Origin of the sequence: Pseudoalteromonas luteoviolacea DSM 6061, assembly GCF_001625655.1 — a bacterium.
GTDB classification, from domain to species: domain Bacteria; phylum Pseudomonadota; class Gammaproteobacteria; order Enterobacterales; family Alteromonadaceae; genus Pseudoalteromonas; species Pseudoalteromonas luteoviolacea.
On sequence record NZ_AUYB01000092.1, the window covers coordinates 59,735 to 86,272 of the forward strand.

At 41.5% G+C, this 26,538-nt stretch carries 20 protein-coding genes; 12 read left to right on the top strand and 8 right to left on the bottom strand.

The features are described 5' to 3' along the window. Positions 1–72: 72 nt before the first annotated feature. The gene (locus N475_RS06255; RefSeq protein WP_063364876.1) at positions 73–3,495 is read left to right on the top strand and encodes a PAS domain S-box protein; all 3,423 of its coding nucleotides are present in this window, start codon (positions 73–75) and stop codon (positions 3,493–3,495) included. Here the strand turns inward: N475_RS06255 and N475_RS06260 are convergent. Together N475_RS06260 and N475_RS06270 are read right to left on the bottom strand one after the other, a co-directional pair. Next, positions 3,487–4,656 carry a response regulator gene (locus N475_RS06260; RefSeq protein ID WP_063364877.1) on the bottom strand — a complete coding sequence of 390 codons (1,170 nt, stop codon included), beginning with the start codon at positions 4,654–4,656 and terminating at the stop codon, positions 3,487–3,489. The two genes, N475_RS06255 and N475_RS06260, sit on opposite strands and share 9 nt — an antisense overlap. 226 nt (positions 4,657–4,882) lie before the next feature. Then, positions 4,883–6,427: a basic secretory protein-like protein gene (locus tag N475_RS06270; protein ID WP_063364879.1), complete on the bottom strand. Its 1,545-nt coding sequence runs from the start codon at positions 6,425–6,427 to the stop codon at positions 4,883–4,885. Positions 6,428–6,832: 405 nt separating this feature from the next. Between N475_RS06270 and N475_RS06275 the strand changes: the two genes are divergently transcribed. Continuing rightward, positions 6,833–7,279 (top strand): GNAT family N-acetyltransferase, encoded by a 447-nt coding sequence (locus N475_RS06275; RefSeq protein ID WP_227008418.1) that lies wholly within the window; start codon positions 6,833–6,835, stop codon positions 7,277–7,279. A gap of 34 nt (positions 7,280–7,313) precedes the next feature. Here the strand turns inward: N475_RS06275 and N475_RS06280 are convergent, their stop codons facing one another. Beyond that, positions 7,314–8,168 carry a carboxylate/amino acid/amine transporter gene (locus N475_RS06280; RefSeq protein WP_063364881.1) on the bottom strand — a complete coding sequence of 285 codons (855 nt, stop codon included), beginning with the start codon at positions 8,166–8,168 and terminating at the stop codon, positions 7,314–7,316. Between the two features lie 484 nt (positions 8,169–8,652). Here N475_RS06280 and N475_RS06285 point away from each other — a divergent pair, with 484 nt between their 5' ends. Together N475_RS06285 and N475_RS06290 are read left to right on the top strand one after the other, a co-directional pair. Further along, entirely contained in the window at positions 8,653–9,216 is a 564-nt protein-coding gene (locus tag N475_RS06285) for a lipid-binding SYLF domain-containing protein (RefSeq protein WP_063356540.1), read from the top strand. Between the two features lie 148 nt (positions 9,217–9,364). Beyond that, the gene (locus tag N475_RS06290; RefSeq protein WP_063356539.1) at positions 9,365–10,282 is read left to right on the top strand and encodes a diguanylate cyclase; all 918 of its coding nucleotides are present in this window, start codon (positions 9,365–9,367) and stop codon (positions 10,280–10,282) included. A gap of 39 nt (positions 10,283–10,321) precedes the next feature. On the opposite strand, the gene N475_RS06295 is transcribed toward N475_RS06290, so the two are convergent. Together N475_RS06295 and N475_RS06300 are read right to left on the bottom strand one after the other, a co-directional pair. After that, complete coding sequence (locus tag N475_RS06295) at positions 10,322–11,575, bottom strand: aromatic amino acid transport family protein (RefSeq protein WP_063364882.1); 1,254 nt, start codon at positions 11,573–11,575, stop codon at positions 10,322–10,324. A gap of 201 nt (positions 11,576–11,776) precedes the next feature. After that, positions 11,777–13,414, bottom strand: coding sequence for an alkaline phosphatase D family protein (locus N475_RS06300; protein ID WP_063356537.1), 1,638 nt, complete (start codon positions 13,412–13,414; stop codon positions 11,777–11,779). A gap of 589 nt (positions 13,415–14,003) precedes the next feature. Here N475_RS06300 and N475_RS06305 point away from each other — a divergent pair. The 4 genes from N475_RS06305 (at position 14,004) to N475_RS06320 (ending at position 16,892) form a co-directional block, all read left to right on the top strand. After that, the gene (locus N475_RS06305; RefSeq protein ID WP_063356536.1) at positions 14,004–15,083 is read left to right on the top strand and encodes a M24 family metallopeptidase; all 1,080 of its coding nucleotides are present in this window, start codon (positions 14,004–14,006) and stop codon (positions 15,081–15,083) included. 11 nt (positions 15,084–15,094) lie between these two features. Further along, positions 15,095–16,042, top strand: coding sequence for a bifunctional Delta(1)-pyrroline-2-carboxylate/Delta(1)-piperideine-2-carboxylate reductase (gene lhpI, locus N475_RS06310; RefSeq protein ID WP_063356535.1), 948 nt, complete (start codon positions 15,095–15,097; stop codon positions 16,040–16,042). Continuing rightward, entirely contained in the window at positions 16,023–16,265 is a 243-nt protein-coding gene (locus N475_RS25725; protein WP_063364883.1) for a hypothetical protein, read from the top strand. The genes lhpI and N475_RS25725 overlap by 20 nt, the downstream gene beginning before the upstream one ends. 213 nt (positions 16,266–16,478) lie before the next feature. After that, positions 16,479–16,892 carry a hypothetical protein gene (locus N475_RS06320; RefSeq protein WP_063356533.1) on the top strand — a complete coding sequence of 138 codons (414 nt, stop codon included), beginning with the start codon at positions 16,479–16,481 and terminating at the stop codon, positions 16,890–16,892. Between the two features lie 55 nt (positions 16,893–16,947). Here the strand turns inward: N475_RS06320 and N475_RS06325 are convergent, their stop codons facing one another. Then, on the bottom strand, positions 16,948–19,341 hold the full coding sequence (locus tag N475_RS06325) for a hypothetical protein (protein WP_063364884.1): 2,394 nt from the start codon (positions 19,339–19,341) through the stop codon (positions 16,948–16,950). Positions 19,342–19,528: 187 nt separating this feature from the next. Here N475_RS06325 and N475_RS06330 point away from each other — a divergent pair, with 187 nt between their 5' ends. Then, positions 19,529–20,254, top strand: coding sequence for a DUF4097 family beta strand repeat-containing protein (locus N475_RS06330; RefSeq protein ID WP_063356531.1), 726 nt, complete (start codon positions 19,529–19,531; stop codon positions 20,252–20,254). A gap of 43 nt (positions 20,255–20,297) precedes the next feature. Here the strand turns inward: N475_RS06330 and N475_RS06335 are convergent, their stop codons facing one another. After that, a complete protein-coding gene (locus tag N475_RS06335) occupies positions 20,298–21,512 on the bottom strand; it encodes a M24 family metallopeptidase (protein ID WP_063364885.1) in 1,215 nt (404 codons plus the stop codon). 27 nt (positions 21,513–21,539) lie between these two features. After that, complete coding sequence (locus N475_RS06340; protein WP_063356529.1) at positions 21,540–22,778, bottom strand: NAD(P)/FAD-dependent oxidoreductase; 1,239 nt, start codon at positions 22,776–22,778, stop codon at positions 21,540–21,542. Between the two features lie 206 nt (positions 22,779–22,984). On the opposite strand from N475_RS06340, the gene N475_RS06345 reads away from it, so the two are divergent. The 3 genes from N475_RS06345 to N475_RS06355 are packed head-to-tail and all read left to right on the top strand — an operon-like array spanning position 22,985 to position 26,448. Further along, the gene (locus tag N475_RS06345; protein ID WP_063356528.1) at positions 22,985–23,899 is read left to right on the top strand and encodes a dihydrodipicolinate synthase family protein; all 915 of its coding nucleotides are present in this window, start codon (positions 22,985–22,987) and stop codon (positions 23,897–23,899) included. An 11-nt stretch (positions 23,900–23,910) separates the two neighbouring features. Next, positions 23,911–24,912 (top strand): 4-hydroxyproline epimerase, encoded by a 1,002-nt coding sequence (locus tag N475_RS06350; protein ID WP_063356527.1) that lies wholly within the window; start codon positions 23,911–23,913, stop codon positions 24,910–24,912. A gap of 42 nt (positions 24,913–24,954) precedes the next feature. Beyond that, a complete protein-coding gene (locus N475_RS06355; RefSeq protein ID WP_063356526.1) occupies positions 24,955–26,448 on the top strand; it encodes an aldehyde dehydrogenase (NADP(+)) in 1,494 nt (497 codons plus the stop codon). Positions 26,449–26,538: the final 90 nt, after the last annotated feature.

The following is a 26,538-nucleotide window of genomic DNA, read 5'->3' on the forward strand; positions in this document are numbered from 1 at the left end:
TGAAAAGGTAGGCTGCCACAACTCTATTAACTCTTTGTATAAAAGCTGTTGTCACTTTTTATGGGGGCTGTTATGTACCCGATGAAGAGCTTTGTTAGATTGCCCATCGCCCTTAAAATTTTTGTTGTAGTTGTTTTTGGTTTATTGGCGCAAGTCGCTACTTTACAGGTTTTTACACTCAAACAAACGGTAGATAGTCACCTCGATACTCGAATAGATGAAGTCATGAGTTTGTTCGTACAAGCACAAACAGCAGTTGAATTTATGGCATCAGAGAACCGTGTTGATCAGATTCAAAAGTACCTCAACTTAATGAAGTCTCACTCAGATGTTGAAGTGGCAGTAATGTATGACAAGCAAGGCCAAGTGTTGGTTTCAACATTACCTGAATATGCTGGTAAAGATGTAAAAATGGTCCTCGAAGGCATGGAACTAGACGAAGGTGCTAGTGCAAGCTTTCCCAGTATTTTAGCTACCACGAAAACCACAGATATATTTGATAATCAGTCTAAGCTGTATGTCATATCAGGCCCTGTGGGGGAGATTGCTACGGCGAGTGACTTTCACATGACGCATCTTTTGATTTTGGCTAATTATTCTTCGGCTGAAAAATACATTAAAAACTCAACAATGCATGCGTTTACTCCGTTGTTTGTAATAATGCTAGTGACAGCCTTACTTGTGGCATTTATTTTTCACGTATCAATTCAAAAACGACTCCAAAAAATCTTTACTCACTTCGATAATTTTGATGCTGATAAAGGAATTACGTTTATTGATATTGGCGGTAAGGATGAACTCAGTGAATTGGCCAGAAGAAGCAATATGTTGTTTCTCGATCTAGCAAAAAGCCATGTTGTTGTAAGCCAACAAAAAGATTACTTCAAAGCACTCTTTGAAGGGATCACCGATGCGGTCGTGATTGTCGATGAGCAGGGTGAAATTTTAGACTTAAATCACACCGCTAAAGAATGTGTATCGCAAGATTTGACGAAGTCAAAACAATTTAGTGAACAGTTTAAACTATCTCATGACTGTGACCTAAAACAGTTGGTTTCTTTATCAAAAGAGGCTGACAGCCACAGGGGGAAAAGCGTCAGAAGTTTTTGGCTCAATAATGAAAAGTGGCATGCGATCAATTTATCTATTACTAAACTCACAATGGCAAAGCAGGGGCTTTCTTGCTACTTGATTGCTTTTGTGGATCAACAGAAAGAATTTGAGCTAACCCTGCAATTACAACTTAGCGAACGGAAACTGTTTTCCATCATTGAAAACTTGCCAGAAAGTGTATTCTTACTTCAAGAAACTGGTGAAGTTGCCTATCTCAATGGCCAGTTGAAACGTTTTTTGACTTTAGACACTAAAGTCAGTAACGCAGAGCAGCTATTAAAGGCATGCCCGAAAAACATTGCCACGTTTTTGGAGCAGCGTATGCAATCTGTTATGTCTGGCGACAGCTATATCAGGGAGGAAGTACATTACAAATTTCGTGGTGAAACCTACTATTGCGCCATTACTTTGTTTCCTATTATCAAGCAAAACAAAAGTAGTTTTGCGATGGCAGGTTTCATATCAGACATCACAGTACAAAAGAAAACCGATTATGAGCTTCAGCGAATTCAACGACGGCTGGCTGAGTTAGTGCGTCATGCACCTATGGCAATTATCGAATGGGACCAATCTCTGAATATTGCATTTTGCAATCAAGCAGCGTCTACGCTATTTGGCAGTAGCCAAAGCTCTTTAATTGGGAGTAACTTATCTGAATTGGTAGCAGCCGATTTTTACTCTGATCTAGAGCGTTATTTATTGCAAACTATTTCAAATGAGCACAATGCAAAGCAGCTTATTGCAATCGCCGACAAGCAAGGCACACAGCGAGTTACAGAGTGGCACAGTTTTATTTTGTCAGATGAAGGGAATGAACACGCAAGGTATGCATCGCTAATTTCAGATATAACAATGCTCCATGAAGTGATCGAATCACTTGAACTTAAAGAGGCTGAAAAAGACGAGGTACTGCAATCAATGGTGGACCCAGTTATCACCATTAATGATAAAGGGCATATTCTAACTTTTAATAAAGCAGCTGAAGTTGCATTTCAATATGACGCAGATCGAGTTATAGGGGAAAATGTCAAAATGTTGATGCCTGATGAGTTTGCTAAGCATCATGACTCTTTTTTACTCAATTACATTACCACTGGGCACAAGCAAGTGATTGGTATTGGGCGACAAGTTATTGGCAAACGCGCTAATGGCGAAGTATTTCCAATGCACTTATCTATCAGTGAGCTTCCTATCATGCCCAATGGGGTGAGGCGATTTATCGGTAATTGTGTTGATCTTACCAATATAAAAGAAAAAGAAGAGCAGTTAAGGCGCTCGATGAAAATGGATGCGTTAGGTAAGCTCACTGGCGGTATCGCGCATGATTTCAATAATCTGATAGGTATAATGTTGGGCTACAGCGACATTATAACTATGCAGCCTACTTTAGATACTGAAATAAAAAGCCACGTACAGGAAATTATCAAAGCTGGGGAGCGGGCAACCAACTTAACGCAAAAACTTCTGAATTTTTCTAAAAAAGAAAGTGCGTTGAACGAAGTGTTCTCACTCAACGATGCGTTGCTAGATAGCCGCCAATTATTAGAGAAATCACTGAAAGCCGACGTAAAATTGCTTTTCGACTTGTCTCCGGATTTACCTGACGTACAGTTAGATAAACATGATTTTGATGACATGATTTTAAACCTTGTTATTAACAGCGTGCATGCTATCAAAGAGGCAGGAAGCGTGACTATTCGGACAAGTTTAGATTGGTATCAAAATAATAGAATAGATCAGTCATCTAGTTTACATGTTAAATGTGAGGTTATTGATACAGGTGAGGGGATTTCTGACCAGCATTTAGATAGTATATTTGACCCGTTTTTTTCTACTAAAGGAGATAAGGGGACTGGTTTGGGGTTGAGTCAAGTATATGCTTTTATTCAACGTAGTCTTGGCTGTGTAGATGTAAAAAGTAATCCAGATGGCACCACCTTTGAGATATATTTTCCAGCGGTTAAGTCTAAGGCTAAGTTGAGTGACCAAGCACTGCCTCAGTACGAGCATGTGCACCAGACACCCAGCCGAATCCTAGTGGTTGATGATGAAGCTTCACTTGCCGATGTTATTGCAAAATTGCTTCGCCAAGCTGGTCATACTGTCGATATCAAAACTTGCGGTATTGATGCATTGGCGGCACTTAAAGACAAAAAGTATGATCTTGTGATTTCAGATGTATTGATGCCTGATGTGAATGGATTTAGCTTAGTTAAAAAAGCCCAAAGTCTTCATCCACACATAAAAGTGCAGATGATAAGTGGCTATGTCGATATTGAGAAAGTAAGCGACTTTGACAGCGCACTTTACACCAACATAATTCGCAAACCGTTTCGGCCGCAAGAGTTACTCAATCGGGTAGCGACATTATGCTCAGAATAGCTCCGGCTTTGTGTTGCTCAAATCCAATTGGGTTTCTAACTCTGGGGCAACCTTCTGCTCCATTTCGAAATATTTATCAGTTTTTTGGATTATGTTGGTTAGATTTGATTTGAGTAAATTAATTTTAGGCTCGATCGAACTGAGATTTTTAGCCTCTTTGGCGATGAGGTTGGCGATAAACAGCTCTTGCTCTTCGGTTAAGTCTAGAATGTGAAAACTAGACGTGATTTGCTGATTTAGATCGTTCATAACGTCTTGAATCAAACATTTATACTCTTCTGACAGGGTATGTAATTCTCCTATACCTGAGGTGATATCTACTACAATTTGTTCCATGGCTTGTTGACGAAATAGATCAAGTAGCTTGGCTTCTAAACCTTCGATAATTGCGACGGAAATATCATTAATTGCGCCGCTTTCCTCAGGGGGTTCAGGCATGTTCTTGATAAGAAAAGACACATGTTTTTCATTTACAATGAGTCGCCTGCCAAAACTATGTAAACGGCCTTTTGTACACAGTAGCTCAAATATGTTTTGCTCTATTGGGCTAATTCCACAACCGCTTGGACCGTAAAAGCTGATTTCGTCCTTTTTGATCATGACACTGGTAAGCAACCCCAATTGTTTCACAGTGGCGAAGAATTGGTTAATGACTTGATGCTCATTTTTGCACTGATTCAGAGATTTAAAAAACTGCATAACTAAGCTGTAGTGAGAAGCTTGCTGCATAGAAGAAAGCGCTAAGGTTATAGATTCCTGCTCACTGGCTTTTAGCTCAACCTGAGACTGTATAAACTCAGCGACTTTTTGTACTTTAGTAATCAATTCCTTCATCTGAAAAGGCTTGGCAATAAAGTCATCGGCGCCTACATCAAAAGCGCGTAGCCGCATGTCTAGATTGTTATATCCGGACACCAAAAATAAGGCGCAGTTAGTTGTTAAAATCTCTTTTTTTATTTTTTCGCATGCTACCAGTCCGTCAATACCTGGCATACTGATATCCATTAAAATGACTTGAGGTGTATAGTGCTCAAGAATGTCATAAGCTTCTTGCGCAGAAGCGGCTTGTTCACAAGAAAAAAAAGGTTTTAGCGCGGTAGAGATCATATCTCTCACTGGTTTTTCATCATCAACTATGAGCACCTTGGCGTTGCCTGACATGATTTTTATACTCCTGCAGTGAGCTGGTAAAACTAGGTAAAATGTACCACTCTCAACAGCATAGTGTAGAACGATTATATGCGCTAAAAAAATATGAATTCATGCAGGGTTATTTATTTAGATTCAATAGTTATTTGACATGTTTTTTAGAGAAAGCGAGCCACACGAGGAATAAAAAGTGGCTCGCAGCCTGTTATAAAAGGCAAGAAGTGTTGCCTTCAGAGCATTAATACTGGAGCTGCCCTCCATTATTAATGAAGTTTGCGTATTCCTGCCACATATCATCTACACCGCGGCCTAAAATACTTCTAAATGCGGCATCAAATGACCAAGAGTAATTTCCCAAGTCCTTGGCCGCTTTGTTAAATTTAAACAAAAAGTCGGGATCATGCGTAACTCTTACATAGTGCAGGAAAAATCCTGTGGTTGTGTAACCGCCTAGCCACTTTTTAGGATCATTGACATTGGGTTGTCGAGTTTTGTGCAGGCCCTCGCCAATCCGTACTGCATCGGCTAGACCCTCAGTATATGCCCAAAATGCTTTACCATCTCCGTAGCTGTCATGGGTCAATGGTGAATTATTGTATCCATGAGTCACTTCGTGCGCCAGAATGCCATCAATCTCATCTCTAATTGCTGCATCGGAATTACCGTTGTCACGATATAAGTTCGCTAAATGAGTTGTACTCACTACGATAGTCATTTCACCAGAACCGTCCTGGCCCATTTTGTAGGCGACAAATTCGTTGCCCCAGTGATCCTTTGCTCTGAGTTCAAACCTTAGGTTTCTGAATCGATTGGATTCTACAGGATCTCGGTAAAGGATTTTCGCAACTTCGACACACTTATTAGCCATATGTGCCGCTGGGTCAGAAATAATACGCTTAAATAAAATTGAGCCCTGTGTTTGAGGGTCGACATCAATAAAATCGACTTGTGGCTTTTTCCATTCACCATTTGGGGGAGTCGTAATTTGCTCATTTATATTGATTGTGTAGCTGGTATTACTGTACGCATACACCGATACATAAAGGTTATTTCCTTGCAAATCACATGACTCGTTGGCTGTGGGTGATGTGCTGCTGCAATCGAAAGTTTGCGTCGTTGGTTGAGAGCCTAACCGCATGTATAAGTCAGCATCTCCAGATCCTGTCGTGGTTGCAATGACTTTATTGGCCACATTAAACGGGCCGAAGTGTTGCCACTGACGGGCGTTTAATGAGTTATTTTGTGAAATTGGTAACTCATTTGGCGGCGTGACAATACTAGATCCAAACATTTCAATTTCAGCAACTTGTAAAATACTTGCGCCATGATTGGCGGAAACATTTAGGCGCACAAATTTAAATGCACTTGGATTGGCGACTGTAAATTGTTTAGTCTGGTGGCGAGCACTGAATGATTGATTGTTACGCACATCTAATGTTTGCCAATTTATACCATCGGAAGAGCCTTGCAACTGCCAGTCTTGCGGATCTCTACTCGGTGCATCATTGGCAGAGGTTATGGTGTAACTGGTGATTCGTTCAGATTGATTAAACTGGTAGCTGATCCAGCCAGAAGCTGAAAAGGTCAACCATTTTCTGTACTTGTCGTTATCAAAAGCTTTAGTTCGGCCTTCGAATGTCCCATTTTCTCCAGATGCAGTTATGGCACTTGGATTAGCAGAGGTTAGATCTGTGTCCGCATATGCAGACATAGACAATGTTGAGGCCATTATGCACGCAATACTTTTAAGTTCAAAAGCCCATTTTTTATTTCTTTGATTCATCTTTATGCAACCTTGTATCGTTCCAAATTTATTGACGTTTAATTTGCTGTTCCAATCATTATTATATTTGTGAGCACAATAAATCAGGTGTTGTTGTTACTGTTGTATTAGTTGGAACGTTTTAATAATTGGTTGTAATTTGTACTTTGTCAAAGGTTTTTTACATCAAATTAACTGGGTTGATGGTTTTTTGTGTGAGAAATGAGCTGATTGTTGGGGTTTTGTAGATTTTTTTACATTACTCATTTTCTCGCTATTCTTGTATCCTATTACATAAATAATTGAATAGTATCGCTATATTTTTTGTTTAATTATTGAACTTGCTTGAATGGTAATAAACTATTTCAGGAACAAATAGTTGAAAAATAAATCTCAGCAATGATTGCTAAATGTGTTTGAAAGAGTATGAGAAAGATGAATTGGCAGATAGAAAAAGGCACTTTAGAAGAGCTAATCTCCATTGAAGAGCAAATTCCGGAGTTCACAGCTTCGAAATCAAAAGAAACAGTGTTAAGTCGAATACAAGGAGCTACTTTCTTATTGTTAGTAGCAAAGCTCGATGGCAAACCTATTGCGTACAAATTGGGTTATGAGCTGAGCAATGAGCAATTTTATAGTTGGTTAGGTGCAGTTGTTCCAGCCTATCGTGGTAGTGGTATTGCACAGTCGCTATTAGATGCGCAAGAACAGTGGTGCGCATCTCGAGGTTATAGCTGCATTTCGGTTAAATCAATGAACAAATTTAAGTCCATGCTGATGATGCTTATAAAAAACAACTACCAAATTGTCGAGTGTCGTCCGTTGAGTGATGGCTCTGATAGTAAAATAAGATTTTTAAAACGACTAAATTGATAGTAAGCCCTTGTGTAATAAAGGGCTTTACAAATTATTGTGATTTTTTAGCTTCAAAAACTCGGTCTAAGTACAGTGCCAATAAAATAATTGCACTGCCAATCGCCAATTTAGTGAGGCTTTCATCTCTGTTCCAAATCACTAAGTTAACTAAAATCCCAGCTGGAACCAGTACGTTATTCATAGCCGCGAGTGTACCAACTGATACTAGTGTCGCTCCTTTATTCCAAAGGAAGTAGCCAAGTCCAGACGCAATTAACCCAAGGTATAACAAAACCCCCCATTGCAACTGCGTAGTTGGTAGCTTATTACTATCTCCAAATATCACAAACCCAGCTCCTGATACTACCAGTGCGCCAATAAAGAAAAATCCAAAACAGCTAAGCTGTGGTAAGGGAGTGTGGTGTAGTAAGCGTTTATAACAAACTTGGCCCAAGGCAAAACACAAGTTAGCACCTTGGACTAGGCATAACCCGATCCAAAACTGCTCATTGATGTGTTCATACCGAATAGTAATAGCACCTATTGTCGCAACTAGTGCGACCAGTAAATGATGAGGTTGAAAGCGCTTTTCAAACAAATCATTGATCAAAGCAATATACACAGGAGTCATTACTGTGAATAACAGTACTTCAGGTACACTGAGATACAAGAACGAATGGTAATAGAAGCCATACATTGCACCAATTTGAATGGCGCCAATAGCCATTAACTTTGTGGCATTTTGTAGTGAAATTTGCCTAAATTTAATAAAAGGCAAAAAAATAAGCGTAGCAATAAACACTCGACTAACTGCCGAAAACCAAGAATCTACTTGGCCAGCCAAATACACACCAATCAGACTGAAAGAAAAAGCCCAAAGAGCGGTAACAAACGATAAATGTAGCATAGAGGGTCACTGAGTTTTTGTGCCATTTTATGCCTACCTATAAATTAAATCGACAGGAATCAATAGAGTATTTGTTCATTTTCTATAAAGCTGCAAACAAATAATGCAATTATTCGAAAATAACGAAGTAAATGACCGTTATAATATGATTTTAATTTACTACTGAGTGGTTACAATGAAGTTGTTTTCACATTTATCCCTTTCATGATTACCCATGATGTGTTGAAGGCCACCATTCCCAGGTGGCCTTTTTATTTTCAAAAATTTTTCTAAACATCGCAGTAAACTCGTCGTATTTGTTACCTTGACTTGAAGCTATCGTCCCCCAATGCTTAGGCGAATATCCATGGCTGCCAAAGGATATTTAAATATGCTTAATAAGGATTCGTTCATCTTGCGCTAAACTTGGCACATGCATAGTTCCCGTAATTATTGATCTAACAAGCACAATTTAATTTCACAGTATTTGTAGGGGAGAAAAACGATGAACAATGTGGTTAAAGTATCTGTATTTTGGTTTGTGGCGTTGCTGGCAGGTTGCGCATCCATGGGCGCTGGGGATATAGCTCAAAAGCGTGCTGATATTATAAAAATGAAAAATGCTACGTTGGCTCAGTTGTACTCAGAAAAGCCAGACACACGAGCACAGATAAAATCAGCGGTTGGGTATGCCGTTTTCTCCAATGCTAATGTTAATTTGTTATTGGTGTCAGCAGGGACTGGTTACGGCGTGGTCCACAATAACCAATCTGGCCAATTTACATACATGAATATGGCTGAGGGCGGTGTGGGCCTTGGCTTGGGTGTGAAAGATTATCGACTTGTATTAGTTTTCCACACTCAAAAAGCGCTGAATACCTTTGTTGAAAACGGATGGACCTTTGGCGGAAATGCTGATGCAGCTGCAAAAGCATCTGAAAAGGGCGCATCAATGCAAGGAGAGTTGTACTACGGCGATATGTCTGTATATACCATGACCAATAGTGGCTTAGCTTTACAAGCAACCGTAAAAGGCACGAAATTTTGGCCAGATAGTAAACTAAATTAATCGCTAAATTCAGTGTAAAGAATATACTAGATATATAAAGCGCTAATAACTTTGTACTTGTGCACTTAATGAGTTTTTTTAGCTTGTTAGCTGCACAACTATTCGTTATAAACATGGTAAATATATTCAATTATTTTTTGGGGGCCGTATGTTTAAGGATATTGATGACCTCAGCGATAGTTCAGTTTTAATTGTAGAAGACTCTTCACTGACTCAAAAAGTGTTGAGCGCTTGCTTAGATGGCCTGTGTAAAGTCGATTGCGTTTTCTCAGCAGAAGATGCGATTCAGCATTGCTTAGACAATCCACCAGACCTGATTCTCATGGATTGGATTTTGGAAGGAATGACCGGGTTAGAAGCGTGTAAAAAGATTCAGGCAATGGATGAGCTAAATGATATCCCCGTTATTTTTGTTACTTCAAATACCAATGAAAACCAGCAAGAGCTGTGCTGGGATGCAGGTGCAGTAGACTTTTTAGGAAAGCCTATTGTCGCAAGAACGCTGGTAAACAGGGTGCGAACTCACCTTAAATACAAAAGACAAACTGATATTCTAAAACAGTACTCTTTCTTTGATGGATTAACAGAAGTCTTTAACCGTCGCTATTTTGATATGGAAAGCCAGCGGCTATTCAAGCAGAACTTGCGCCAGCAACAAAATCTGGCCGTTGTAATGCTTGATATCGACTATTTTAAGTTTTACAACGATCATTATGGCCATTTACAAGGTGATGATGCACTCAAGGCGGTTGCAAAGGTTGCGGTGAAAATGGTAAATCGGCCTCTGGATAGCGTGTTCAGATACGGCGGTGAGGAATTTGCAGTGCTGTTACCAAATACGGATAAAGACGGCGCCCAGAAAATTGCCAATGCAATTGTGGATGCGGTGAAAGGCTTGGAGCTCCCCCATTGTAAATCACGATTTGATGTTGTTACCGTTAGTGCGGGTGTTGCTATAGGCAAGTATGGTCAATATGACAGCGTTCAATCGTTGATTAATATGGCTGATAAAGCCCTTTATCAAGCGAAAGACAGTGGCCGTAGCCAAGCTGTTATATTGGATTAAATAGGTGTGCGAATTGCATTCGCACACCTCCAATGTGTTTTACATATTAAACAGTAAAGCAGACACTGCTAACAGGCCGACTGCCAAAACAAAATAGGTACTCAATTTACCTTTGTATTTTTGTAATGATGGCACTTTATAAATTGCGATGGTTGGCATTACAAACAAGATTAAGGCGATAATCGGACCAGAAATTGCCCCCATCATGTCTAAGATACTTGGGTTGATAACCGCGCACACCCAAATAGAAATAAACATAAGTACCACACCTAACTTGTCAGCGGCCGCCAAGCTGATGTTCGTTTGCTTTGTTAACAGGCCATTGAAGCTCTCTCTTGCTCCTAAGAAGTGTCCTAAAAACGATGAGGTGATAGCGATAAAGGCGACAAGTGGGCCTAGCGTTTCAATAAATGGATTGTTGTAAACGTTTGCTAGGTAAGACAGTACAGATACATTTGCCTGTTTAGCTTGTGCCATTTGATCTGGTGTCAAAGAGAAGATACACGAGAAAACAAATAGTAATACAAAGGCAATCAGCATGAGTGAAGTATTGCGTAGAATGGCCTCTGATTTGAGTGTTGCTTCTGACTTATAATATCGACGTTGAGTATTTGCAAAACTAGAAATAGCAGCTGCATGACTAAATGAAAAAACAATGATTGGTACAGAGAGCCACAGTGTTTCACCCAGTGAAGCAAAATCAGGTGTCGTTACCGCTGGAATTTGCCAGTTGGGAATTAGGTAGAGTGACAAAAACAATAACACTCCAACTAACGGGTATACTAGTACGGCAAAAGCGCGTAGCAATAGCTTTTCACCACCTAGCATAATGGCGATCATGCCAGCAACTAATACACCAGAAAGTAGCACTCGAGGTAAAGATTCCATGCCAAGTTGATTGACCATGAAGCTGTCAACAGTATTTGTTAAGCCTACGCCGTATATGAGTAGGATTGGGAAAATAGAAAAGAAGTAGAGTAATGATATCAGCCGACCACTTGTTGCTCCAAAATGCTCTTCAACTACGTCGGTAAAGTCAGAGTTACTCTTTTTTGAAGAAAGCACAAATCTTGCTAGGCCACGGTGTGCTAGGTAAGTCATTGGAAAAGCAAGCACAGCCATAATAATCAGAGGCCAGAAGCCACCAATACCGATGTTTATTGGCAAAAATAATATGCCCGCACCAACGGCTGTGCCAAACAGGCTTAAAACCCAGTTAGTGTCATGTTGAGTCCAGCGAGTGCTTCCTTCGGGCACCATGTTACTGGCATCTCCCGCTTGTGAGTTACTCATACTTGTTGTCCTATGTTGTCTTTTTAATCGAGCGGATGATATAGAAATTCACTTAGCTATGCATGTTTATTCGAATTGAATGCTCGAAAATTAGACATAATGAGGGTTTTAAGGTTAATGGCTGTTCACATTGTAAGCACCAAAAAGGTGAGTATGGGGCAGGCTTTTCCCATACTCAATAGAAAAACGGGTGTATTTTTTTTAAATGAGCCGCACCTGTTTGATTAAAATTTCATCTTCTTCATCGGTCGTTGAAATGTGCTCCGCCCAGAGTTTCACTTGCTCATTTTTTACAGAGAGCTTCAAAATTCCGAAGTTATTCTCTGTTTTGAAGGCTAAACGTTCAAACTTTGTCACCACATTGCATCCATCCAACGTGCCAGTTGAACAAGAAATAGCTTTGCTTACAAAAGGCGCGGGCTTTCGGGTTACACCACTGGCTGTAAATTGATATACGGTTCCACTATTTGCGTGGCGTTTGAGTTTAAAAGAAGCCGCGCAGTGTACATCACCTGACAAAAATACCACAGGAACACCAAGCTGTTGTGAGGCATTAAAAGCTAAATCAAGTAACTCATTGCGTTCAGCATGGTTGGCTTCATGGTCCCACTCATCTCTGAAATCATCTTTATACGCGCTGACATCCGCCATATTAACCACGGTACTACTCCAGTGTACAATAGGAACAGGAGATACGATAAATATAGCCTTGGTCGTAGATGGAATATTACCAAACCAACTCTTTACTCGTTCAAATTGGGATGAGCCTAACAAATCATAGCCATTTGGATTGTCGAATTGATGATGTCCCCGTTGGTCCAAAACGTAAAAGCTTGCAAGCTCATGGGAAAAACCATAGTCCCATTGGCTTTGAGATAAGGGGACATGTGGAACTGAAGGAGTCGTTGGATTATGACTATGCTGATATTCTTGATAGACCTGCGTCGCGGCTTCAAACATTGCATGGGCTATAAATAAGTTGAATTGGCGGTCTTCCCATTCAAACAGAGTATCTAGCTTATCGCTAAGTTCCGCATCAGTGAAAGATCCCCAGCCATCCATGATTTCGTGATCATCCCAAATCATATATGTGGGATATGATCTTAATAGCTTTTGTAAATTCGGCGATGCCCAATAAAGTCGATATATGAATCGATAAAAATAGCTGAACTCTTTGACCAAATCTTGTTTGTTGTTAGCTTCATAGAAAGGTTTTAACTGCTCTTTGTTGTCGGTTACCCAACGCCATATGTCAAACTCTTTGGTACTTGAGTCGACATATACCTGATCTCCACCTGCAATGACGAAGTCGCCATCCAACTCAGATAATCTATTGTGTATATCTAAAAATATATCGTCAGGCCCGTGGCCTTTTTTATACGGGTCATGGCAGCTGAAAAAACCAAAGGTCAAAGTTTGCGCATGGTGATCTTGTGTTTTAAAGGTAGCGGGAATTTCATAGCCACTTCGCCAGTGACGCCTGGCTGGAATAGTATGATCACCAACCAATGCGACCCAATACTGCGTGTTTGCTTGTAAATCTTGAAACTCAACACAGTGGGTTCTGTCTGTTGAGTCGCTCAATACTATCGGCTGGACTTGGCCATTTGCTTGATCCTCAAAACATGATTTTAACTGTGCATATGTGTCTGCTTGTACAATATTCGTTTCAAGTGGATTTATGGGGTTCTCACTCAAGATCACGTAGTGTTTGCCACAGTGCTTACTTCTGACCCATATCTTTGCTGTGGTAGTGGTGACGTGGCCGATGATAATTGCATCGTTTAAGCAAGATACTAGCTTTTCGGAGTCAAATGCATGACGGAGTTTATTACTCATTTTTAGTCCTGTCCTTGAAATCAGTAAATATGTATTTTTAACGTTAGTAAGTGATTGTGTTATATGCAACTTAAGGTATTTAAACCCTCAGCGATGACCCCACAGTCTTAGTCAAGCTCTGATCAAAAATGCATGCTGAAATATTGCAGAAAATACGAAGATGATTTTCTTCATAAAGTTTAGTGATCAAAGTGGAATTACTTAATTATTAGTAAGGTTGTTGATACCATAGCTTAAAAGCTCATCTGGGCTTAATTTGTGCACTCCGTGTACCGGCACTTTTAGTTTTGCAGTAGGGGCCTATGCTTAATTATCTTTTTGTAATCGCATTATTGTGGTTTTGCTTTTTACTGTTTAGAAAAAGCACGTCATTCTTAGATTAGATTTATCAAAATACTAGGTTGATACAAAAGTATTGACCTAATAGTTCAGTTATACCTTCGAACTTTACAAACACCAACGTTACTTTTTTAGCGCTTCTTCAATATCGTGGTTTTAGCTTGCTATATTTATTTGTATACAATATATTTTGTTCGTTGGATGAGCCCACTATTGAGTGTTCATTGTTAAAGATTGGAAGGTGAAGTCATTGAACATTAATTATCAGCAGAGAATGGCAAAGTTACGATTGTTTTTAACTCAGCATCAGGTGGATATGAAGATCATCTCCGGTCGTCAAAACATCCGTTATTTAACTGGGTTCAGCGGCAATGCAGCGACGCTGTTGGTGAGTAAAAACGAGGCGTATTTAATAACTGACTACAGATATTATGAGCGCGCACGTGAAGAAACTCAGAACATTAAAGTTGAGCTGCGAGACAGAGATGCAGAAACTCTCGGGCGCTGTATTGCGCGTTGCTTTCCAAGCTTTGAAAGTGTTGCTTTTGAAGCCGCCCACTATAGTGTTGAACAGTGGCATGCTATTAGTGCAGACCTACCTTACAAACACTTAAAAAGTGCTTCTGGTTGGGTTGAGTCTTTACGAGAGGTGAAAGATGAGCAAGAAGTCTCTTTTATTCAGCGAGCAGCGCAAATTGCCGATGAATCGTTAGAAGAAGTGCTGTCACTCGTTAAAGAAGGTGTTGAAGAGCGAGAGTTGGCACTCGAACTTGACTACAAAATGCGCCGTAAGGGTTCTGAAGGCGTTTCATTCGACACAATTCTACTTTTTGCAGAGCGCAGTGCTTTGCCACACGGTAGCCCTAGTGCTCGTCGCCTTAAGCATGGCGATTTTATCTTGATTGATTTTGGTGCGGTCGTGAATGGCTATCGTTCCGATATGACGCGAACTTATGTTTATGGCAAGCCAACGGACAAGCAAAAATCGATATTCAATACGGTTCAACAAGCACAGCGTCGTGCACTAGAGCATGTAAAGCAAGGTATTAATTGTGAAGATCTGAACAGGTTAGCACATCAGGTGCTTGCCGACAGCCCATTTGCAAAATATGCAGGAGAGGGCCTCGGTCACAGTTTAGGACTTGATTTACATGAGCAACCATTTTTAAAGCCCAATACTTCCTACCATTTAAAATCAGGCAATGTCATAACCATTGAACCTGGGATTTATATCCCTAATTTTGGTGGCGTTCGCTTGGAGGAAGATATTGTCGTTACGGAGCAGGGTTATCAGTGCCTTACCAATGCTCCGCAGACTTTCGAACTATAAGGACAATGTCTATGCAACAAATTAATCGAGCGCAAGTGAAGCAAGCACTTGGCTTTGATAAGCTCATTCCCGCTTTGCAACAAGGATTTGCGAGTAATGCTGGGATGCCAATGAGACAAGTTTTTGAGTTGGATGATAATCCCAATAACCACGATGCATTTGCTGTTTTACCAGCATGGAATGAAGAAGTCATTGGCGTAAAAGCATTTACTTATTTTCCGCAAAACTTTCAGCAAAACAAAGCGAGTTTGTACTCCAAAATTATGCTGTTCTCAAGAGAAACTGGCGAGCCTTTGGCATTAGTTGACGGTACAGAAGTGACATTGTGGCGAACCGCAGCCGTTTCTGCTTTGGCGGCATCTTATTTAGCCAAAAAAGACGCAAAGCACTTAGTCTTTTTTGGTTCGGGAAACCTAGCACCATTTATGATCGGTGCGCATTTAAGTGTGAGAGCATATGAAAAAGTGACCATAATTGCTCGAAATCAGGACAAAGCACAAACTCTAGTGTCTTTGATGGCCGCTCAGTTTTCAAAAGTGAATTTTGAACATTCACAAGCGGCGTCTGAGGCAATAGTGAGCTCTGCTGATGTGATCAGTTGCGCTACAGGAAGCCATGCTCCTTTATTTGATGGCAATTGGGTTTCTGAAGGCGCGCATATCGACCTTATCGGAAATCATCACAAACAGTATCGAGAGTGTGACACAAGAACCGTTACGAGAAGCCAGGTATACGTTGATAGTCGCGCAAATGTGCTTAATGAAGCGGGAGAGCTGTTGATCCCCATTGAAGAAAACGTATTTAGCGCGGAGCAAGTTAAAGCCGAACTCTCTGAGCTGGCAAAAAGCAATCGCCACCAACGTGGGGCGGATAACGAGATCACTTTATTTAAATCAGTAGGGACGGCACTAAGCGACTTGGTGACTGCAAAACTTGTATATGACTTGGTTCAAGAATAAAAAAAAGTGCCAAACTTGCAAAGTGCTTGAAGTCAATATTGTGCATGATAAACGACTGTGTAACACATTAGTGTGTCACCAAGCGCATTTGTTGATCACATACTGTTATGGCCATGATGTTTGTAGTAACACCGTTTTATATGACGAGTCTTTTTATGCGCGTTTTAAAGCATCTAAGCAGTCTCACATTCTCGCTGATGATAAAACAATTTGGCATCTATAAAATCAAACACACCAATAAAATCCGATTTACCTTTACTTTAGAGCCACACCATTAATCTAGATGGGTGGCTCTAGTTTTAGGCGCTTTGATATTATTCAATGCACTATTAATGTGAGAGTCAGCCTAACAAACTTAACACTTTCAAACATTCCCTGACTGAATTGCACATCGAGTTCGCTTATTCTTTTTGCAACACACAAATTGGGGAAAGACATGAAACAAATTATCGCAGTATCACTTTTAGCCGTTTTAGCAACTGGATGTGCGCACCACAATAACGTAAGACCAGCGGAAGATGGTAGGCATTATGTGAACTTAACAGCTGAAACAAGAGAAAAAGCAGCTGAAGAAGCGATTGACCAAGCTAATCATTTCTGCGAAGAAAGTGGTAGTCATCAAGCCTATGTAATAAACGAAAACGTGACTTATATGGGATCAATGCCTGAAGATGAGTACTTGCGCAACCGAAATTTGGCAAATGCCGTTGAAGTAGCGGGCGCAGGTATGGCTATTTTTGGTCGCAATGCGGTCGATGATGTGGGAGCTGCAATGATGATTGGCGGCGGTATTGCTGAAGATTCAATGGGCGAACCGTACCAGATCAATATGTCATTTAGTTGCAAGTGAGCATGCTGTTAAAAGTCGCCCATAGCACACATTTAAGAATGCTATGGGCATTACTTTAGAGCTTAATTTGCTGTGTAAGCTTAATAGGTTCACCATCCACATCAAGTGTTGCGGTCACTTCCAATAAACCATTTTTCAGCTGGGATAAGCTGGGTATCACTGGTTGCCAAGTACGGTTCTCATACGGAGAAATATCCACCGAATTCTGCCAAAGTAGCGGGGTGCTGATGGGTTCTTCATGTGGCAAAAACTTCACATTCAATTGACCTGTTGTCGCGCCCGAATACGGACCTGTTAGTGCTATTTTTAATTGCTGCTTGTTTAGTGCTGCATCTAAGTAAACTCCATCAAAGCGTTGTGGCTCAAACTCGAGTACACCCTGTTGTTCGACATCTAGCCAGTTTAATTGATAAGCATAATTAGATGCATTCTTTGGTAGTTCAATGCGAGTTTTACCTGGCTGCAAAGTGTAGTTTTCAGATAACCCATTGCTGGTAAGTATCAATTGCGCGCTTTGGCGGCTCGGATTTACTGCATTGATAAAAGGCGTATTGGCGTCAAATCTTGGATACAAATTGATACCACTGAGCGTGGTTGCATTCGGGTCATTAAGTTTCGTTTGCCAGCTTGCGAGCAAGGTGTTTAATTGTTTTGAAAGCGCCTGATGTTGTTCTGGGGCTGCCAAGTTATTGAATACTTGCGCGAGTGTTTGTCTACATGTTTGCAATTTAGAGAAATAAGTCTCGCAGGTATTAAACGCTCGCAATGCTAGTGCTGCATCTTGATACAGCCAAGGGTTGGCTGTTGAATTTGAAAGACGCTTTGCGGTTTTTTTGTGGCCGAAAATGTACGGAGTTAGCTTGTGATTCATTCCATTGCCCAACACGGCCAGTTTTTGAAGGTCTAGATTGGCGCTTATCTGATCTGTAAGCTGAAACTCGACGACATGGCTATGCCCTTTGACATTCAGTACTGTTTTTAGTGTATTGCCTTCTTGCGATAAGTTTATTGCTAGTTGATGATGCGACTTTATGGCATTAACGAGGTTATTGGGCAGTGAGACAAATTGTTTAGGAATATCGTACCCAATCGGTTGCAATGTTAGTTGATTACCTTGCTCTACCAATATTGCCAACATTTTATCTTGACTAAAGTCAGCTTCTTTTACCAATCCTAAACGCTTTTGCTGGCTGCTTGCTGAAAGCTCAGTTAATAAGCCTAATCCCAGTTTACCGCGTGATACTTGCTCGGGCTCAAAATCAATTAAGGCGCTGAGACTGTTTTTATTGACGGGCGCAATCAATGGGTTTGCAAGTGGTGCTGGAAAGTCTAGGACAGTTTGTTGGCTGTTATTATTTGCGATGATATCTAGACGGTGCATGCTTTCGCTTTTATCACTGCGGAGGAAATAGCCAGCACCATTTTGCTCCCATGGGCCTTTAACGATGTAAAAGCTAGGTTGAGCCGTTTGTACGAACTGAGAAAATTGCTTTTCAAGTTGTTGCCAGTCAGGAAAAGTCGCCTTTAGCAACTTATTTGCCGTTGGCAATGTTCTTTCAGAATCTGGGTTAGCTTCCATTAAGGTACGCAAGTATCGCTTAAAATAATGATAGCGAGTAGGGTCGCTCAGTAAAAAATGTACGATGAAAAAGTTTAAACCACGCTTCAAACTTGGATCGTCATTGATTTGTTCGAAACTGGGTTGATTAGCTTGGTGATATTGCGCCAACCCCAATGTTAAATAGTTCATTGGGGCTCTATCAAATACCATCACATTAAGTTGTTTGAGCTTTGGGTCGTAGGTATGGCTTGCTATGGCATCTGCCATTCCTTCTGTGATCCAGTTCGGTGCCCATGTAGAGTGCCCGTTAAGTGCCATATGGAACGCATGCATTGTCTCGTGAATCACAATGTATCTTTGATGGTGCTGGCGATGACTCGGAAAGCTATATCCAGCTCGATTATAAAACATGGTTTCGCCACCAGCATGGGTATGCACGCCTCGCAAAAAACCATCATCTAGCATCGCTTCTCGCACACGCTCTCGGGAGCTGCCATATACGACGGCAATGCGCTGGTTTTCAATGTTACTAGGCTCCATACCAAATAACTCAACATAATGAGGGTAAGACATCTCCAGTAGCTCAAGATACAAGTGGACCTTTTCTTCTGGCAGATCACTTTTTAATGCAAAGTGCTTGCTTACCCACCAATCATAACCTCGGCTATTGGCGATCTTGCCGTCACTATAAGTACGCGGAATTTGTTTTCCAACAAATTGAATGTCGATGTTGTTGAGAGTACTGACACGTCCCGATACATCGATATCTACGGTCATTTGTGATGGGGATTTAATGGTATTTGAGTTAGGGCTAATTGCCGACGTTGCTGCACATCCAGACAAGAGCGCTGCAAAACATAAACTTAAACTTAAACTGCTTTTATACATAGTAAACTCTCATTTTTCTTTTATGTATATTGTATACAATAATTGCATCGCAAATCCAAGATATTTTCTTTCTAAGGGCGATTAGATGCGTAACGCAAACCAATATGTAAATTTTTAAAATGGGTTTAAACCTTTTTCCATAGGGCCGCGTCTTATTTTGAAAATTAGAATGAAAAAGGATAAAGAGATGAAAGCTTATTTGTTTGCAGCAATGGCACTTGGCGCAACGAGTGTTTCGGCCCATCAATTTTACTCAAGCGACTACGAGTTTGTTAAAAGCGAAACCTTGTCGCTATCGACCCAAGAAATCACGCGTTTAAAAATTGATGCAGGCGCTGGCAGCCTTTCTTTGGTTGGTACCGATACCAATGAAATCAATGTGAAAGCTGATATTTACCAATCAGAAGCAAGCTCAGACTATTGTTTAGATTTACAAGGTAAGGGCAGCGTTGCGAAGTTACAAGCCAATGTCTGTCATATGAAGAACAATCACACTTTGATCCATTTAACAGTTTCCTTACCGAGAGCATTAGTGACAAAAATTAAAGATGGTTCGGGATCTATAAAAGCACGAGATGTCAGTATCGAGTTTATTGATGATGGCTCAGGTTCAATCGAAATTCGCGACAATTTAACATCATTAGAAATAGAAGACGGATCGGGCACGATTGAGTTAATGGGCGTGAAAGGCGCACTGAAAGTTGACGATGGCTCGGGAAAATTATTGGCCGAAGATATTGAAGGCGATGTCATGGTTGAAGATGGCTCTGGTAATGTCGTTATAGAAAATGTAACGGGAAAAGTGTCAGTGGATGATGGCAGTGGCAACATAACCGTGACAAATGCAGAAGCGTTTGAATTGCTTGACGACGGCTCAGGCAAAGTTAAGCTGTATGATATTAAAAACCGATAAGAAATATGGCCAACGGGATTAAAAACCTGTTGGCCACGCGATGTTATTTGTCGATACCAAATGGGTCATCAATACTATGACTTGGTTCGGTAAACCATTTTGGACCGTGTTCCGTCATATAAAAATGGTCTTCCAGTCGAATACCAAACTCATCAGGCAGCACCAGCATTGGTTCATTGGAGAAACACATTCCCGGCGCGAGGGGTTGTGGGTTGTCCTTTACTAAATACGGAAGTTCATGAATGTCTAATCCGATACCATGACCGGTTCTATGCGGACATCCAGGTAATTGATAATCCGGACCGAGGCTTTGTGATGCTAAGTAGCTTCGTGCTGCATGATCGACGTCGCCGCATGTTGCACCAATCTGAGCTGCTTCGAAAGCACTCGCTTGGGCTATCTTTTCATGCTGCCACATTTCTTTTTGACGCTCAGTAGCCTCGCCAAATACGTAAGTACGTGTGATGTCACTTAAATAGCCATGTATTTTACAGCCAGTGTCAATCAGCACGACATCGCCTTTTTTCAGTGTTTGTGGGTCCTTAACCCCATGAGGAAAGGAAGAAGCTTTGCCAAATAATACAATGCAAAAATAGTTGCCTGGTGCGCCAACTTTTTGGTGAGCTTGCTCAATAAACTCTTCAACTTCAGAGGTAGAAATTCCCTCGTGTAAAATCGATGCCGCCGCCTTGTGTACTTCAAGTGTCATGTCCATGGCACGTTGAATAAGAGCAATTTCATTTTCTGACTTGTGCATTCTGCAATGTGCAGTTACATGGTGCCCATTGATGATATTCAATCCAGGGTTAGCTTTAGCAATACCATCCACGGTGAAAAAAGCGGCACTTTCATCTACTGCCAGCGTTGCTGTATCGCTAACTCCTATTTCTCTTAATACATCACCAACGAGTAAATAGGGAGATTCTTCCTCTTGCCAAGCATGAATTTCACCTTTGATGATTTGATATTCATTAATGGTGCCAAGCTCGAAAAAAGGCGCAATAAATCTAACCTGACCTTGTGCAGGTAAAATTGCACCGACTAGGCGCTCACTGGCAGACCAAGATAATCCAGTAAAATACTTTAAATTGGTTCCTGCATTGAGATAAAGTGCATCGATGTTTTGCTCTCGCATGAATGACTGTGCTTTTTCCATTCTTACACTGAATTCGTCTTCAGTGATCGGGACGGCGCCTGAGGTCATATTTTGGAGGCTATCTAATGCTGCCTGCTTAGTTTGAAAACCTATACCTTTCATAAATAATCCTAAATGTTGTGCTCAGTATTACTGAAAACGCGCAATACTGTATGGGCTAATATCAAATGCACTTGGCTGCTTTGCAACCAAATTTGCGACGAGTTCACTGCTGATAGCGGCCTGTGTCAAACCAAGGTGCTGGTGGCCGAAAGAGAAGATGACATTGGGGTGATCAGGTGCTTCACAAATGACGGGGAGTGAATCAGGCAATGACGGTCTTGGTCCCATCCAGTGTTCTCCTTGTTGCACATCTTCAAAGTCTTTTAGCATACTTTTAGCATGCTCTAAAAGGCACGCTGCTCTTTCATACATAGGAGGTGTTTCAAGCCCTGCAAATTCAACAGTTCCAGCAAGTCTGAGTCCGGTACTCATGGGGGTCATAATAAACTGCCGGTCCGCCGATGCCACAGGTCTTGAGAGCGCATGGGCGGTTAGCATGTTATGGTATCCGCGCTCTGCTTCAATAGGAACTTTGTATCCTAACTGCTTGCATAATCTCTTACTCCAAGCCCCTGTACACAGTATGACTTTATCAAATTGGTCGTGTTGTGTTTGCTGCGTTGACAGTTTCCATGACTGATTTGAACTCGTTATGTCAGTCACTTGTTGTTGTACAAATTGTCCGCCAGAGGCGACAAATTTATTGTACACGCACAAACTAAGTTGTAACGGGTCTGCTGTGTGGCCAACTTCAGTAAATAGCAGAGCGTATTTGATTCGGATACTTAATTGTGGCTCAAGAGTTTGGATTTCTTCTTGATTCAGTATGTCTACTTTTACGCCTTCATTTAAAAACTTGTTTTGTAATTTGCGGATTTCTTCCATATTGCCATGTTCGAAAGTAAGCAGGCTTCCTCGCAGCGTGACGTGCTCTTCGAAGCTGTTACCGAGCAATCTTGCATATGCATTTATCGCATCTTTGTTAAGCGTCTTCAGTGCTTGGGTATGGCGTTGGTATTTGCTGTTTAACATGTTGTAGCAAAATCGTATAAGCCACGGCATGGCTTTAGTGAAATAGCGCCAATCGATTCGTAAAGGGCTCAGTCTGTCGAGTAACATTTTTGGCAACTTGGGCAACAGTGATTTATCAGCCAGTGGAAAAACCTGTTCAGTGGCAAAATGTCCTGCATTTCCTTTGGAGCATTGTTCTCCAATGCCATGTTTATCAAATAACGTGACTTGATACCCCTGTTGTTGTAATTGAAGGGCATTACATAGACCGACAATACCTGCACCGATTACTGCAATTTTATTGTTTTTTTCCATTGTATCTCTCATTTTTCAGATTGCATTAACCCCAATCACAAGGTTCGTTAAAAAAATTAAAATAAATAATATCAATAAAAACATATATATAAGCTGTTTTTAGGTAGTTTGAACGAGTGTTTTTTCAAAACATCAAAAAAAGCATATTGATTATTGTATACAATATACCTATGATGAAAAGCAAGAATTATCACAGAGGAAGAATCATGAAGGTAAATTGGCAGGGGGTTTACCCAGCAGTAACAACACAGTTCAACGACGACGAAAGCATCAACTTTGATACCACCAAAGCGATGATCAACTCACTGGTTGAAGAGGGAGTTCATGGCATTATCGTATTGGGTACCGTCGGTGAAAACTGCTCTCTACGCGCCGAAGAAAAAAGACAAATACTAGAGGCTGCGAAAGAAGTTGTTGCGGGTAGAGTACCTGTGTTGTCTGGCGTTGCAGAGACTACGACAGCATTGGCAGTAGAGTTTGTAAAAGATGCACAAGCAATTGGTATTGATGGCTTTATGGTATTGCCAGGAATGGTTTATCGCTCTACAGAGCGAGAAGCGATTCACCACTATCAGCAAGTGGCGCGTGCTACTGCGCTACCTATTATGATTTACAACAACCCAATTACTTATGGTGTTGATGTTTCAATCGAAGGTATGGGTATTTTGGCGCAAGAAGAAAATATTGTTTCAGTTAAAGAAGCGACAGAAGATACACGCCGTATTAGTGAACTCTTCTCAGCATTTGGCGACCGTTTTGTTGTCTTTGGCGGAGTTGATGATATTGCTCTAGAGAGTTTAATGCTAGGGGCTACTGGCTGGATCTCTGGTCTGACAAATGTATTCCCACGTGAGTCAGTGGCAATTTATAAACTGGCTCAGCAAGGCCGATACGAAGAAGCGCGCGAATTGTGGCGTTGGTTCTTACCATTACTTCGATTAGACACCATTCCAACTTTGGTTCAATGCATCAAGTACGCAGAACAGTTGGCTGGTCGCGGCAGTGAGAAAACACGCTCACCGCGTTTAGCGCTTACAGAAGACGAAAAGCGTTATGTAAGTCGTTTATATGATGAAGCGCTAAATAACCGCATTGACTTAAGTAAGTACAACCTCGACTAAGGATAGACGCAATGAACAGGGGCACATTCTTTTGTATAGATGGCCACACTTGTGGCAACCCTGTGCGCTTAGTCACCAGTGGTCACCCTCACCTTGAGGGGACCACTATGAGTGAAAAGCGACAGCACTTTTTAAAAGAGTTTGACTGGATCCGACAAGCATTGATGTTTGAACCGCGAGGTCATGACATGATGTCTGGTTCATTTTTATATCCACCATGTACAGAAGATGGTGATATCAGCATTTTGTTTATTGAGACGTCAGGGTGCTTACCAATGTGCGGACACGGTACGATAGGTACGGTGACTTTTGCATTAGAGCGTGGGTTGTTACACCCGAAGCAGCCTGGGCTTGCCAAGTTAGATACACCGGCAGGGCGAGTTAATGCCCACTATGAAATGCAAGATGGCAAAGTCAACTGGGTAAAGCTATTCAATGTCCCTGCATTTTTGGCCTATGAAAAACAGCTCGTAGCGGTGCCTGATTTAGGTGAGTTTACGGTAGACATTGCTTATGGCGGTAACTTCTACATTATCGTGGAACCTCAAGCGCTATTTAGTGGCACTCAGAATACTACCGCAGACCAATTAGTGGCAATGAGCCGAAAATTGCGTAAAGCAGTGAATGCGCAACTAGACTGCGTGCATCCGGAAGATCCAACTGTGCGTGGAGCAACCCATGTTTTATGGACTGGTGACCCGAAAAATGCTGACTCAAGTGCAGCAAATGCGGTTTTCTATGGTGACAAAGCGATTGACCGCTCACCATGTGGAACAGGTACCAGCGCTCGTATGGCGCAGCTATTTGCGCAAGGCCGATTGCAGCAAGGGGAAGACTTTGTTCATGAAAGCTACATTGGTAGCCAATTTATTGGCCGTGTTGAAGGGGTCACTGAAGTGGTTGGAAAAGTCGCAATCTTACCAAGTATTCAAGGTTGGGCGAGACGCACAGGGGCAAATTGCATCACAGTGGATGATGACGACCCATATGCATATGGCTTTCAAGTGATCTAAGTGGATTAAATATATCGGTATCATCGTTTACAGGAGACGAAGATGGCAATCACAGGATTAAGTTACATTGCTGGGCAGTGGCTTGGCAATCAAGAGGGCAAGACATTCCAAAGCTTTTGTCCCGGCACCAATGAACAGTTACCAACAACGTTTTATGACGCGACCGAAGCTCAGCTAGAGCAAGCCGCTGAGGCGGCGCAGTCTGCATTTAAAACATACCGCAAGCTGAGTAACCAACAACGTGCAGAATTTCTAAATACTATCGCTGAAGAGATAATGAGTCTCGGCGATATCCTTATAGAAACAACGATGCAAGAAACCAACTTGCCACGTCAACGGCTTGAAGGCGAGCGCATGCGTACAATGACGCAATTACGCGCTTTTGCAAACGCGCTAGAGCAGGATTTAGCACCTTTAAACCTGAATTATGTGGATGAAGCAGACGCAAATCGCACGCCGTTGCCTAAGCCTCGTACTGAGTTAAATTTCTTACCAGTTGGAGTCGTTGCAGTATTTGGTGCGTCAAACTTCCCATATGCTTTTTCTACCATTGGTGGGGATACTGCCGCTGCGCTAGCTGCAGGTTGCCCTGTTATTGTAAAAACGCATAATGCGCATCCCGCAACCAGCGAATTGATGACACAAGCAATGGACAGTGCCATTAAAAAGTGTGGTATGCCCGCAGGTGTATTCTCCATGCTACAAGCCAAGGCCTACAGTGTATCGCACCAGTTGGTTGCGCACCCAGTTGTAAAAGCGGTTGGTTTTACAGGGTCTTTTAATGTAGCCAATGCTTTAATAGAAACAATTAATAAGCGCGAAGAGGCCATCCCATTTTATGGCGAACTTGGCAGTGTTAACCCTCAAGTTATTTTCAAAGAAAAAGCAGCGCAAGATGGCGCGGCGTTAGCGCAGCAATTGGTTGCGTCGATGTTGATGGGTAACGGCCAGTTTTGCACGAGCCCCGGGGTATGGTTTGTCCCAACTGGTCAAGCACAGTTCGAGCAAGCAGCAATTGAAGCTGTTAAAGGCGCAGGCTCAGATACATTGTTAACCCCAGGTATCTTAAAGTCATTTATCTCAGCGATTGCTGGATTTGAAGGTAATAGTGACGTAACGCGACTTGCAAAAGGTCAACTAGACAAACCTTATCATGCGGATGCACATTTATACGCATGTGATGTTGATACATTCCTTGCTAGCGAGCAGTTACAAGAAGAAGTATTTGGCCCTTGTGCTTTAATCGTAAGATACGACAATGAGCAGTCTCTTGCCAGAGCGGTAGATGCCTTAGCGGGTCAGTTAACTGCCAGCGTACATGGTACCGAAGAAGAGTTAGCACAAAACGCAGACCTGATTTCAGATCTGCATTACAAAGTCGGTCGCATCGCAGTTGGACAAATGCCAACTGGTGTAGAGGTATGTGCCTCAATGAATCATGGTGGGCCATTCCCATCTTCAACTGATGTCAGGTCAACATCTGTTGGATTACAAGCCATGACCCGTTTTTTAAGACCTTTGTGTATACAAAGTTAATCTTAAAAAGTAAGGAGAGCAGTTCATTTCAAACCTAAGCTAGGTGCGAAATAGAATGTTGCGTGTTTTTATTTGTCAGTGGAGTAAAGC

Coding starts and splice junctions, on each gene's coding strand:
- N475_RS06270 (WP_063364879.1), bottom strand. CDS start 6,427: ATGAATCAAAGAAATAAAAAATGGGCTTTTGAACTTAAAAGTATTGCG.
- N475_RS06320 (WP_063356533.1), top strand. CDS start 16,479: ATGAAACAAATTATCGCAGTATCACTTTTAGCCGTTTTAGCAACTGGA.
- N475_RS06340 (WP_063356529.1), bottom strand. CDS start 22,778: ATGGAAAAAAACAATAAAATTGCAGTAATCGGTGCAGGTATTGTCGGT.
- N475_RS06325 (WP_063364884.1), bottom strand. CDS start 19,341: ATGTATAAAAGCAGTTTAAGTTTAAGTTTATGTTTTGCAGCGCTCTTG.
- N475_RS06300 (WP_063356537.1), bottom strand. CDS start 13,414: ATGAGTAATAAACTCCGTCATGCATTTGACTCCGAAAAGCTAGTATCT.
- N475_RS06255 (WP_063364876.1), top strand. CDS start 73: ATGTACCCGATGAAGAGCTTTGTTAGATTGCCCATCGCCCTTAAAATT.
- N475_RS06330 (WP_063356531.1), top strand. CDS start 19,529: ATGAAAGCTTATTTGTTTGCAGCAATGGCACTTGGCGCAACGAGTGTT.
- N475_RS06275 (WP_227008418.1), top strand. CDS start 6,833: ATGAGAAAGATGAATTGGCAGATAGAAAAAGGCACTTTAGAAGAGCTA.
- N475_RS06285 (WP_063356540.1), top strand. CDS start 8,653: ATGAACAATGTGGTTAAAGTATCTGTATTTTGGTTTGTGGCGTTGCTG.
- lhpI (WP_063356535.1), top strand. CDS start 15,095: ATGCAACAAATTAATCGAGCGCAAGTGAAGCAAGCACTTGGCTTTGAT.
- N475_RS06295 (WP_063364882.1), bottom strand. CDS start 11,575: ATGAGTAACTCACAAGCGGGAGATGCCAGTAACATGGTGCCCGAAGGA.
- N475_RS06335 (WP_063364885.1), bottom strand. CDS start 21,512: ATGAAAGGTATAGGTTTTCAAACTAAGCAGGCAGCATTAGATAGCCTC.
- N475_RS06290 (WP_063356539.1), top strand. CDS start 9,365: ATGTTTAAGGATATTGATGACCTCAGCGATAGTTCAGTTTTAATTGTA.
- N475_RS06280 (WP_063364881.1), bottom strand. CDS start 8,168: ATGCTACATTTATCGTTTGTTACCGCTCTTTGGGCTTTTTCTTTCAGT.
- N475_RS06260 (WP_063364877.1), bottom strand. CDS start 4,656: ATGTCAGGCAACGCCAAGGTGCTCATAGTTGATGATGAAAAACCAGTG.
- N475_RS06345 (WP_063356528.1), top strand. CDS start 22,985: ATGAAGGTAAATTGGCAGGGGGTTTACCCAGCAGTAACAACACAGTTC.
- N475_RS06355 (WP_063356526.1), top strand. CDS start 24,955: ATGGCAATCACAGGATTAAGTTACATTGCTGGGCAGTGGCTTGGCAAT.
- N475_RS06350 (WP_063356527.1), top strand. CDS start 23,911: ATGAACAGGGGCACATTCTTTTGTATAGATGGCCACACTTGTGGCAAC.
- N475_RS25725 (WP_063364883.1), top strand. CDS start 16,023: ATGACTTGGTTCAAGAATAAAAAAAAGTGCCAAACTTGCAAAGTGCTT.